Origin of the sequence: uncultured Nitratireductor sp. (assembly GCF_913053745.1) — a bacterium.
Taxonomy (GTDB): domain Bacteria; phylum Pseudomonadota; class Alphaproteobacteria; order Rhizobiales; family Rhizobiaceae; genus Nitratireductor.
This window is the reverse complement of record NZ_CAJXGF010000140.1, coordinates 1-11,229: the sequence shown is the minus strand read 5'-3', so window position 1 is coordinate 11,229 and position 11,229 is coordinate 1. Positions and strand designations below refer to the sequence as shown.

Below are 11,229 nucleotides of genomic sequence, written 5' to 3'. Positions count from 1 at the left end.
ATAGCCCTTGCCCTTCTGCGTCACCACATGGATGAGCACCGGTCCGTTGCCATTGTCGCGCACATTCTTCAGCACCGGAACGAGATGTTTGAGATTGTGCCCGTCGATCGGGCCTATATGAAAAAAACCCATTTCCTCGAACAGCGTGCCGCCCGTCACATAGCCGCGCGCATGCTCCACGGCCCGGGTTATGGCGCGGTCGATGCCCGCGCCCAGATAGGAGGTGAGTTTTTTCCCGAGATCGCGCACACCCTGATAGGCCCGGCCCGAGGCGAGCCGCGCCAGATAGGCGCTCATCGCCCCTTGCGGAGGCGCGATCGACATATCGTTGTCGTTGAGGATGACGATCAGCCGCGCATCGAGCGCACCGGCATTGTTCATCGCCTCATAGGCCATGCCCGCCGACATGGCGCCGTCGCCGATCACGGCAATCACATTGCGCTTCTCGCCGGCAAGCCCATGCGCGACCGCCATGCCAAGGCCCGCCGAAATCGACGTCGAGGAATGCGCCGTTCCAAACGGGTCGTACTCGCTTTCCGACCGCTTGGTGAAGCCATAGAGCCCCCCTTCCTGGCGCAGCGTGCGGATGCGATCACGGCGCCCGGTGATGATCTTGTGCGGATAGGCCTGGTGGCCCACATCCCAGATCAGCCGGTCGTCCGGTGTATCGAATACATAGTGCAGCGCGACAGTCAGCTCGACCACGCCCAGCCCCGCCCCCAGATGACCGCCGGTTCCGGAGACCGCGTCGATCAGCTCCGCGCGCAATTCGTCGGCGAGTTGAGGAAGAGAATCCTCGGAAAGACGTTTGAGATCGGCGGGAACGCCGACGGTATCGAGAAGTGGAGTGTCGGGTGGCGATTTCACGCGCGTCACCTCGGCTGTTTACATCTCTCCGACATAGGACGTCAGCTATGCAAAGTAAACGCAATGCGATGAAACAGTACAGTTTCATCGGGCCTTGATTTTTCTGGTCGTAAATACAAAACAACCTCCGCGCAAACAAATGTACGGAGATTAATGACCTCTGGCTTATTTCAGAGTCAACTCTCGTCCAGCGGCTCGCTGCCGGCGGCTTGTCCCTCACGCGAGAGGCGGATTTTTTCCACTTTGTCTTCGGCGGCCTTGAGAAGCCGGTCGCAATGCTTCTTCAGCGCCTCGCCGCGCTCGTAAATCTTGATCGACTGGTCGAGCGGCACATCGCCGCGCTCGAGATCCTCAACGATCTTCTCCAGCGCCTCGAGCGCCTGCTCGAAGCTCATGCCCTTGATCTCGTTGTTGGCTTCTTCGGCCATCTCTCATCCCTTCAACAAACGGCCGACATGCGCAGCGACCGACACGGACAGTCCCTGCAGGTCGTACCCACCTTCAAGCAGGCTGACAAGGCGCCCCTGTGACAAACGGTCGGCCCGTTCCATCAGAACGCCCGTCGCCCAGTCGAAATCGTCGGCTTCCAGATTGATTTCGGCCAGCGGATCGCGCCGATGCGCGTCGAAACCGGCGGAAACGATGATGAGATCGGGCGAAAACCGGTCGAGCGCCGGCAGCACCGCTTCGTTAAAAGCCGCGCGGAACGCGTCCGAACCGGACTCTGCTGGAAGCGGTGCGTTGACGATGTTGCCCGCGCCGGTCTCCTCGGCTGCTCCGGTGCCGGGATAGAGCGGCATCTGGTGCGTGGAGCAGTAGAGCACGCTCGGATCGTCCCAGAAAATATCTTGCGTGCCATTGCCGTGATGCACATCCCAGTCGACGATGGCGACGCGCTCCGCGCCGTGTTTTTTCTGCGCGTGACGGGCGGCAATTGCGGCGCTGTTGAACAGACAGAAACCCATGGCACGGTTCTTCTCGGCATGGTGCCCGGGCGGACGCCCCGCCACGAAGACATTGCCGGTTTCGCCGGAAAACACATCGTCTACACCAGCCAATGCGCCACCGATGGCCGTCAACGCGGCCTCCAGGCTCTTCGGGCTAACCGTCGTGTCCTCATCGATGCAGGCAAGCCCCTGCTGCGGTATGTTGGCTTTCACCTTGTCGAGATGCTCCTGCGGATGCGCGTAAAGCACTGTCTCTTCAGCGGCGAGGGGTGCCTCGAGCCGTTCCAGATAGGCGAATGGTTCGTCGTCCAGCCGGTCGACGATCACCCTCAGACGATCCGGTCGCTCCGGGTGGCCGGGCGGGGTGATGTGCTCACGGCAGATCGGATGGGTATAGAAGCGGGTTCTCATCCCGTAAGTGTAGTGGCCCAACCATGGCTTGACCATGACGGGATGCTGCGCGGGCGACGCATGTCAACAGGCTTTCACCCGGTCGGTTCCGCCGATGCTGGTCCCGTTCGGACACCCACGGTTTCGAGCGCGCGTTCCTTCAACTCGCGAAACTGCTTCGAAGCATCGCTCAGCCGCATGTCCCATTCGGGATTCGGCGTCTGACCTTCGATGACCTTGAAATAGACCGACATCAGCGCGGCGATGGCGAAAGGCTCGATCAATGCCGCCTTCACCGCCCACGCGAACACGATGGCGAGCACGAAGGCCCAGCCTGCCAATTGCCCCGGCATCGCGTAGAGAATGGCGGCGGCCGGCGCCAGCATGACAAGGAACACGACGAAGGTTAGCCCCCACATGAAGAATGCCAGCCAGACGGCATTCTTGAGCATGGTCTTGCCGTTCTGCGCATAAAGCACCACGCCCTGCCGCGCGGTGTCGAACGGGGTATTTGAGCCGATGCGGATGTTGTATCCGAGGATGATCTCGTCGACATAGGTGAGCGCGATGCGGATCACCGTGTTGACGAAACGCATGAGAGCATCGAGGCCGGGAATGGGCAGGAAACCGGCAATGCCGCCCAGAAGTCCCGTCAGCACGCGGATCGCGCCTTTCACGAGCTGGTCGAGAACGAACAGCACATTGGCTTCGGCGAAACGCGCGGTCACCTCGGAACGGGCATAGGCGATCTGATTCTTTCCGTCGGGCACGTCCTGCCCGTCGATCAGATGCACCATCACGGCGATATGACCGGCCTTGACGATGTAGAGAATGTATTCGCGAATCCAGTAGACAATCACGGATACCAGGCCGAAACCGGCGATGCCGCCCCACAAGGCGAACGAGGTCGGGCCGCCTGGATCGGTTGAAACATGGCCCACGCCGTAACCGATCCCCGCCCCCGTTCCGGTGGCGAAGATATAAGCGACCGTAATGCCAAAATAGACCAGCATTCTGAGGACGATGAAGGGCCATGTCCGCCCCATGATCGCCAGCGTTCTGCCGATATCGAAATCCCACATGGCGTAGCCCCTTCGCCGTTTCCGCAGAGGATGAACGATAGGGGCGGATTGTCAACCGGACGCGGGTCTGTGTGTGCGCAAGCCCTCGAGGAGACGCTTGAAAGCGGCAACGGCGCGTTTCGAGGTTGCCTCGGGGTCGTCCGCGTTGGCGATCCACAGGGAAGCGTGAAGGCTGGCGCCGCTGACGAGTCGTGCCGTGGCTTCAGGATCGGCCACATCCGCCTGGCCGCTTGCCACCAGCTTTTCCAGACTGTTCTTTAGCGAGCTTATGCACGATGGCTGGTTGGGCCAGTTGAAGGGATCGCCAAGGATCGATGGGCCGTCGAGCAGCATGATGCGCTGGATCTCCGGCTCCAGGGCCATCTCGATATAGGCGACACATTCTTCCACAAATCCTTGCCAAAGGTCCGGGCAACGCGCCGATATGCTGTTCAGCCTCTCTGTCATTTCGGCGTCGATCTGCATGATAACCGCCTCGAGCAGTCCCTCCTTGCTGCCGAAATGGTGGTAAAGCGCGCCGCGTGTCAGCCCCGCTCCGGCTGTGAAATCATCCATCGAAGCGTTGGCATATCCATCGGTTCCGAACGCGTCCCGCGCGGCGGCGACAAGCTTTGCCCGGGTCTCGGCAATCATTTCACTGCGCGGTTTATGCGCCATTATGATCTCCACTCACATACGTGGCGTATATTAATTGACATACGTCACGTATGTCATTATCTACTCGACATACGCTGCGTATGTAAACTGCATTCGACCCCGCATCAAGGATCGCTCCAATGCCTAACCCCTATAGCCAAATCTTTAAGGCGCCGGGCGCAAAGGGCTTTGCCGCGGCTGGCTTCTTCGCCCGTCTGCCCATTGCCATGGCGCCGATCGGAATTGTCGCCATGCTCTCCCAGTCTCACGGCGAGTACTGGCTCGCAGGTGCCGTCTCGGCCACGTTCGCGCTTACCAATGCCTTTGTGGCGCCTCAGATCTCCCGACTTGTCGACCGGCGCGGACAGGGCGCGATACTGACACCGTTCACCACGATCTCCGTTATTGCCTTTCTGATCCTCATCGTTGCCACCAATCGGGACTGGCCCTTATGGACATTGTTTGCCTCGGCGCTCGCCGCTGCCACCATGCCCAGCATTCCCGCCATGGTTCGCTCACGGTGGACGGAAATTTTCCACGACCGGCCGGAACTCAACACTGCCTTCGCCTTCGAATCGGCGGCCGACGAACTGGTTTACATCGCCGGAGCCTCGCTCTCCGTGGGCCTGAGCGTGTCGCTCTTCCCCGAAGCCGGCATGCTGACCAGCACGCTGTTCCTGTCGTTCGGCACCGCGGCCTTCGTCCTGCAACGCTCGACGGAACCGGGCATTCGGCCTGCTGAAGACGGCCCCACCCGCTCGGCGATCCGGTTGCGGCCGGTGCAGATCGTCACCCTCGCCCTGATCTTCGTCGGCGCGATTTTCGCCACCGCGGAGGTCAGTTCCGTGGCGATCACCAAGGCGCTTGGCCAGCCGAGCGCTGCCAGCCTCGTCATTGGCGTCTACGCGGTAGGCTCGTTTCTCATCGGCATCGTCATCGGCGCGCTCAATCTCAAAATGGCCTTGCAGCGGCAACTCGCCATCGCCGTCGCCATCATCGCCATCACCACACCGCCGCTTCTGTTCGCCGATACGGTGGCGCTTCTTGCCGTTGCGGTCTTTGTCAGCGGTCTGGCAGTGTCACCCACCTTCATCACCGCTTTCGGCGTGATCGAACGCCGTGTCTCGCCGGCCATGCTGACGGAAGGCATCACCTGGGTGATGACCGGCATCGGCATCGGCATGGCGCTCGGTTCGTTCGCCGCCGGCTGGGTGGTCGACACATTCGGCCCGCAGAACGGTTTCTGGGTGTCCGTGGTCGCGAGTTTCTCCGCCCTGGCGACGGTTCTGCTTGGACAGAGAAGCCTCGCCGGCGACCGGCGTACCGTTCCCGCCGCATCGATACAGCCGGCCGAATAAAGCCGACAACGAACCGGAAGCGGGTCCGTCGGCAGTGGGCCCGCTTCCGGTTTCAAACGATGTCGGTGGAGGCGATCTCGATGCCGAAACCTTCTAGACCGACATAATGGCGTTCACGCGAAGCCATCAGCTTGATCGACGAAATGCCGAGATCCTTGAGAATCTGCGCACCCAGGCCTATCTCACGCCACTCGCTCTCGCGCCGCAACGCCTCTTCATGGTCCTCGCGGCCCTCATTGTCGGCCGGCCGGCGCCGGTTCTGGTGAGCCACCCCCACAGAACCCTCGCGCAGATAGATGAGAACGCCGCGGCCGAGCCCGGCCATGCGCTCCATCGCCTCGCGCAGGCGCTCTTCCTTGCCGAACACGTCCGTCACCACATCCTCCGTGTGAAGCCGCACGGGAACGTCGACGCCGTCGCGAATGTCGCCGAAGACAACGGCCACATGCTGCATGGCTTCCCATGGAAGCGTATAGGCATGGGCCTTCGCCGGACCGCTGGGCGTATCGATGTCGAAGCTCGCCACGCGCTCCACCAGCGTTTCCTGGCGCTGGCGGTAGGCGATGAGGTCGGCAACCGACACCTGCATGAGCTCATGGGCTTCGGCGAAAGCCGAAACCTGCGGCCCGCGCATCACCGTGCCGTCGTCGTTGACCAGTTCGCAGATGACGCCGATCGGAGGCAGACCGGCGAGCTTGCAAAGATCGACGGCGGCTTCGGTATGGCCCGACCGCATCAGCACCCCACCCTCACGCGCCACCAGTGGAAAGATGTGACCCGGACGCACGAAATCCCCCGATCCGACATTGGGATTGGCGAGATTGCGCACGGTCAGCGTGCGGTCCTCGGCGGAAATACCGGTGGTCGTGCCATGCTTGAAATCGACGCTGACGGTGAACGCCGTCGCGTGCGGCGCATCGTTCTCCGCCACCATCGGCGCCAGGTTCAGCCGCTTGGCCTCGCCGTGCGGCATGGGTGCGCACACGATGCCCGATGTATGGCGCACGATGAAGGCCATCTTTTCGGGTGTGCAATGCACGGCCGCGACGATCAGGTCGCCCTCGTTCTCGCGGCCGTCATCGTCCATGACGACGACAATCTCGCCCTTTTCAAAGGCGCGCAGGGCTTCGACGACCTTTTTCTGGTCATAGGGCATGATGGACACTCCGTCAGATGCGGCCGGTCTGGCCGCGATGGCGCAGATAATGATCGGCGATCGCGCAGGCCACCATGGCTTCGGCGATCGGCACGGCACGAATGCCCACGCAGGGATCGTGCCGCCCCTTGGTCAGCACATCCACCTCGTTGCCGTCCTTGTCGACGCTCTGGCGCGGCGTCAGGATGGACGAGGTCGGCTTGACCGCGAAACGCGCGACGATAGGTTCGCCGGTCGCGATACCGCCCAGAATGCCGCCCGCATTGTTGCTCAAAAAGCGCGGCGTGCCGTCATTGCCCATCCGCATCTCGTCGGCGTTCTCTTCACCGGTGATGCGCGCTGCCTCGAATCCGTTGCCGATCTCCACGCCCTTCACCGCGTTGATCGACATCAGATTGGAGCAGATATCCTGATCGAGCTTGGCATAAACCGGCGCGCCGAGCCCGGCCGGCACACCCTCGGCCACAACCTCGATCACCGCGCCCACCGAGGACCCGGCCTTGCGGATACCGTCGAGATAGTCCGAAAAAATCGCCACCGATTTCGGGTCGGGTGTGAAGAATGGATTCTCCGCGTCACCGATGAAATCCCAATCCCAGTTGGCCCGGTCGATCTCCTTCTCGCCCATGGCGACAAGTGCCGCGCGCACTTTCACCCCCGGCACGACCTTGCGGGCAAGTGCCCCGGCGGCAACCCGCGTCGCCGTTTCGCGCGCCGAGGAGCGTCCGCCGCCCCGGTAATCGCGCAGTCCGTATTTGGTCTCGTATGTATAGTCCGCGTGCCCGGGCCGGAAACGCCGTGCGATCTCACCATAGTCCTTCGAACGCTGATCGACATTCTCGATCAGCATGGAAACCGGCGTTCCGGTGGTGATCAGCGTTTCCCCGTCCTCGTCGGGCAACACGCCCGACAGGAGCTTGACCTGGTCCGGCTCGCGGCGCTGGGTAACGAAGCGCGACTGGCCCGGACGCCGCTTGTCGAGATCGGCCTGAATCTGTGCCTGTGTGAAACGAATCCCCGGCGGACAGCCGTCAACCACACAGCCTATGGCCGGGCCGTGGCTCTCGCCCCAGGTGGTAACTCGAAACAAATGGCCGAACGTGTTGTGAGACATGAATGCGGGCTTCCACAGGTCAGACAGCCCGGCCGCCGAACGATCGCCGAGGGCCGGTCGCTTCGCTTCTATTGGCGTTTGCGGATGCGGTCAAACCGGATTGCGCTATGCACCAGTTTTGACACATTTAGGTGGTTTACAGAATCGTTCGAATCCGCACGGTGCTACCCGTTGCCCTTGTCGAAATCCGAGAGGTTTGGAATGCGCATTTTCGCTGCAGCAATCGGCTTACTCATGCTCGCTTCCTCCGCCTTTGCCCTGGACGCCGAGGGCACGGTCGCCAATGTCGACCCTGAAAACCTGACCATTACGCTGGAAAACGGGCAGACTTATAAATTGCCGAGCGAAATGGATGTATCCGCCGTCGAGCCGGGGATGGACGTCATCCTCGCTTATCGCGAAGTCGACAACGGCGAAAAACAGATCACCGACATGCTGCTGCCCGAATAGGCTTCAGAGCCACTCCACGGCATTGTTTTCAAAACGAAGAATTTTGTCTTGCGGGATGGCAATCGCCGCCGCCTCGTCGCTTGAGGCATGCCCCGTCAGATACAGAAGCGCGCGTATGACGCCACCATGGGTCACGCACACGGTCGGCCCCTCCACCTCGTCCAGCCACGGCTTCACGCGCTCGGCCAGCTTTTCGTAACTTTCGGCCGCGTCGCCCGGTGGCACGAAGCCCCATTTGTCGTTGGAACGGCCCGCCGTGCAACCGGGCTTCGCCGCTTCGAGTTCGGTATAGGTAAACCCCTGCCAGTCGCCGAAATTCAGCTCCATCAGCCGGGGATCGGTCCGGTATCCCGCGCGCGGCAGTCCAAGACCGGCGCGCACACGCTCCATCGTCTCGCGCGTGCGCCGTAAGGGGCTGGCTACGAAATCGAATCCGTCGGCATTGTGGTTCAGAAGATCGGCAAGGCGAATGCCGTTCCGGTCGGCTTGCACCTGGCCGACCGGATTGATGTCCGTATCGGCCTGCCCCTGCAAACGTTCTTCTGCATTCCACGCCGTCTGGCCGTGGCGGATGATGTAGAGAGATGGAAGCAAGATGCGCCTTCGTGCCTACTCCGTTACGACGGAGATGTCGGGCGCATCGACCGCCTTCATGCCGACCACATGATAGCCGGAATCCACATGAAGCACCTCGCCGGTCACCCCACGCGAGAGATGCGAGAGCATGTAAAGGGCCGAATCGCCCACCTCGTCCGTGGTCACCACGCGCTTGAGCGGCGAATTGTACTCGTTCCAACGCAGGATATAGCGGAAATCGCCGATGCCGGAAGCCGCAAGCGTCTTGATCGGACCCGCCGAGATCGCGTTGACACGAATGTTTTTGCCCCCCATGTCGACCGCCAGATAGCGCACACTCGCCTCGAGCGCGGCCTTGGCCACGCCCATGACGTTATAGTGCGGCATCACCTTTTCCGCGCCGTAATAGGTGAGGGTCAGGATCGATCCGCCATCGCTCATCAGCGGCTCGGCGCGCTTCGCGAGCGCCGTCAGCGAATAGACCGAAACGTCCATGCTGCGCAGGAAATTGTCGCGGCTGGTGTCGACATAACGGCCCGTCAGTTCGTCCTTATCGGAAAAGGCGACGGCATGGACGAGAAAGTCCAGCTTGCCCCATTCCTTCTCAAGCTTTTCGAAAACCGCATCGACGCTGTCCATGTCGGTCACGTCGCAGTGACCGGCAACGATGGCGCCGAGTTCCTGCGCCAACGGGTCGACCCGCTTCTTGAGCGCATCGCCCTGATAGGTGAGCGCCAGCTCGGCGCCGGCATTGGCGCATGCCTTGGCGATCCCCCAGGCGATCGAACGGTTGTTGGCGACCCCCAGAACGAGTCCGCGCTTTCCGGCCATCAGGCCATTGCCATTTGTCATGGAATGGTTCTCCGAATTCAATTGCCGAAGCGTCATGCATTCACCGGAAGGCGCGGCGCTTCATCATTCTGTCGTCCCGCATTCGCGTTCGGGCGATTCTCCACCCGTGCAATGCTATAAGCCGGCAGCCCTATCGCACAGCCCGGCGAAGGCATCAAGCGGATTGGCGGAACAATGCTTCCAGCCCCGGGTCGCCATCTTCAGGCAGCATGATCTGAATATGGGCGTAAAGGTCGCCATTTCCTTCGGTTTTGCGCGGCAGGCCGCGCCCCTTGAGGCGCATCGCCCGTCCCGAACTCGTCCAGGCGGGAATTGTAAGCGCCAGACGACCCGCCGGCGTTTCGACAGGCACCTTGGCGCCCAGCACCGCATCGCGCAGGCTCACCGGCAGATCGACATGCAAATCGCGCCCCTCGACCCGGTAGCGCGGATGCTTGCGAAAGCGCAGCTTCACCAGCGCGTCGCCGCGCTCGCCGAAGGGCGTCTCCTCGCCCTGCCCCTTGAGGCGGATGGTCTGACCATCCTCCACATAGCGCGGCAGTTTGACGGCGATGCGCCGTCCTCCGGGGAAAATCGCCGTTACTTTGGCTGCCTTGGCGACGTCCTCGATGTCGACATCCAGCGTCGCGTTCAAATCGCCCATGCCGCTGGGGCGCTTCGCACCGGCGCGGCGTCCCGGCCCCGCCTGCCCGCCCTGCGAGAAGGCATCGCCGAAAATCTGGCTGAAAATGTCCGCGCCGCTGAAGCCTGCGCCATCGGGGCCGCCACTTTTGAACTCGAAGTGCTGCGCGCCCGGACCACCTGCCCGGCCGGATCGACGGAACCCTGCAAATGGATCGCCGCCCGCGCCGGCGCCCTCGAAGCCGGCGAAGCGCGGTTTTCCCTCGGCATCGATCTCACCGCGGTCGAAGGCGCCGCGCTGTTTTTCGTCGCCCAGTATCTCATAGGCCTGTCCGATTTCGGCGAAGCGCTCCTTGGCCTTGGGATCGTCCGGTTTCTGGTCCGGATGATATTTTTTCGCCAGCTTTCGGTAAGCCGATTTTATCTCCTTGGACGAGGCGTTCTTGGCCACGCCCAAAACGTCATATGGATTGCGCATGTGCAGCTCTATTCCTGATCGTTCCGCATTATACGGCAAAACGCTCGTGAATTCGGGGTGTTGTTCACTATATGCGCTCGGCTAGGAACAAATTCCAGACCCGGCCCGGAATCATAACCTAAACTGCCTCGAAAACCTGTATACGCCATCCGATCTCCGGGTTCGGGCAAACCGTGCCGCGATATAGACTGATCCCGTCGAAACTTTCGCGTGTCGTCATGAAACGCCGACAGGTTCCGGTTTCATCCTCGTCGATCTGGGAAACGACGCCGCGCACGCCGTTTTCGGGATCGGCCCAGGAAAGTGGCAGTGTTTGCGCGCTGCCTTCGCCCATTGCGCTCACCATGGCACGGAGCATTGCCTCGGTGCCGGTTGGCAGGTCGGCAGGACGTGGAATTTGGGGGCTTTCGCCTTCCGGCACGGGCGCGATCGAACCAGTAATCGTCGAGCGGTCGACGCCTGGCCGCTGCAGATCCAGCGCCGACATGCTGCAGCCGGCAAGAAGGCTTATCGCCATGGGCAGAGAAAGACGCCGGACAAGACGCAGAACCAAGGCCGTGCCCCGAACTGGCGCTTGCGTTGCCCCCGACAATCGGCATTCTCCCCATAGATAAATCGAACAGGCAGCCAGTATGATTGACGAGACGTTAAAATCCGTGGACTTCACGGAGCGAGCGGAGCCTTTTCGGCTCTTTGCGGAAT

At 61.7% G+C, this 11,229-nt stretch carries 13 protein-coding genes; 2 read left to right on the top strand and 11 right to left on the bottom strand.

Features of this window, described 5'->3' with window-relative positions; translation table 11 throughout:
• The 5 genes from QZ638_RS18800 to QZ638_RS18780 all read right to left on the bottom strand — a co-directional run.
• Positions 1-867: 1-deoxy-D-xylulose-5-phosphate synthase N-terminal domain-containing protein (locus QZ638_RS18800; protein ID WP_295813433.1), on the bottom strand; the 867-nt coding region annotated here is incomplete at its 3' end.
• A gap of 176 nt (positions 868-1,043) precedes the next feature.
• Entirely contained in the window at positions 1,044-1,295 is a 252-nt protein-coding gene (locus QZ638_RS18795; protein WP_295813432.1) for an exodeoxyribonuclease VII small subunit, read from the bottom strand.
• 3 nt (positions 1,296-1,298) lie between these two features.
• On the bottom strand, positions 1,299-2,225 hold the full coding sequence (locus tag QZ638_RS18790; RefSeq protein ID WP_295813434.1) for a histone deacetylase family protein: 927 nt from the start codon (positions 2,223-2,225) through the stop codon (positions 1,299-1,301).
• A 74-nt stretch (positions 2,226-2,299) separates the two neighbouring features.
• Positions 2,300-3,286, bottom strand: coding sequence for a hypothetical protein (locus QZ638_RS18785; RefSeq protein WP_295813431.1), 987 nt, complete (start codon positions 3,284-3,286; stop codon positions 2,300-2,302).
• A gap of 51 nt (positions 3,287-3,337) precedes the next feature.
• A complete protein-coding gene (locus QZ638_RS18780; protein WP_295813430.1) occupies positions 3,338-3,943 on the bottom strand; it encodes a TetR/AcrR family transcriptional regulator in 606 nt (201 codons plus the stop codon).
• A gap of 119 nt (positions 3,944-4,062) precedes the next feature.
• Between QZ638_RS18780 and QZ638_RS18775 the strand changes: the two genes are divergently transcribed.
• Positions 4,063-5,280, top strand: a complete 1,218-nt coding sequence (locus QZ638_RS18775; protein ID WP_295813429.1) for an MFS transporter — start codon at positions 4,063-4,065, stop codon at positions 5,278-5,280.
• Positions 5,281-5,332: 52 nt separating this feature from the next.
• Here the strand turns inward: QZ638_RS18775 and ribB are convergent, their stop codons facing one another.
• Together ribB and aroC are read right to left on the bottom strand one after the other, a co-directional pair.
• Entirely contained in the window at positions 5,333-6,436 is a 1,104-nt protein-coding gene (gene ribB, locus QZ638_RS18770) for a 3,4-dihydroxy-2-butanone-4-phosphate synthase (RefSeq protein WP_295813428.1), read from the bottom strand.
• Positions 6,437-6,449: 13 nt separating this feature from the next.
• Positions 6,450-7,550 carry a chorismate synthase gene (gene aroC, locus QZ638_RS18765; protein ID WP_295813427.1) on the bottom strand — a complete coding sequence of 367 codons (1,101 nt, stop codon included), beginning with the start codon at positions 7,548-7,550 and terminating at the stop codon, positions 6,450-6,452.
• Between the two features lie 201 nt (positions 7,551-7,751).
• Between aroC and QZ638_RS18760 the strand changes: the two genes are divergently transcribed.
• The gene (locus QZ638_RS18760; protein ID WP_295813426.1) at positions 7,752-8,000 is read left to right on the top strand and encodes a DUF1344 domain-containing protein; all 249 of its coding nucleotides are present in this window, start codon (positions 7,752-7,754) and stop codon (positions 7,998-8,000) included.
• Positions 8,001-8,003: 3 nt separating this feature from the next.
• On the opposite strand, the gene QZ638_RS18755 is transcribed toward QZ638_RS18760, so the two are convergent.
• The 4 genes from QZ638_RS18755 to QZ638_RS18740 all read right to left on the bottom strand — a co-directional run.
• Positions 8,004-8,594 carry a histidine phosphatase family protein gene (locus tag QZ638_RS18755; protein ID WP_295813425.1) on the bottom strand — a complete coding sequence of 197 codons (591 nt, stop codon included), beginning with the start codon at positions 8,592-8,594 and terminating at the stop codon, positions 8,004-8,006.
• Between the two features lie 15 nt (positions 8,595-8,609).
• A complete protein-coding gene (gene fabI, locus QZ638_RS18750; RefSeq protein WP_295813424.1) occupies positions 8,610-9,428 on the bottom strand; it encodes an enoyl-ACP reductase FabI in 819 nt (272 codons plus the stop codon).
• Positions 9,429-9,582: 154 nt separating this feature from the next.
• Complete coding sequence (locus QZ638_RS18745) at positions 9,583-10,527, bottom strand: DnaJ C-terminal domain-containing protein (protein WP_295813423.1); 945 nt, start codon at positions 10,525-10,527, stop codon at positions 9,583-9,585.
• Between the two features lie 118 nt (positions 10,528-10,645).
• Positions 10,646-11,229: RT0821/Lpp0805 family surface protein (locus QZ638_RS18740; RefSeq protein WP_295813422.1), on the bottom strand; the 584-nt coding region annotated here is incomplete at its 5' end.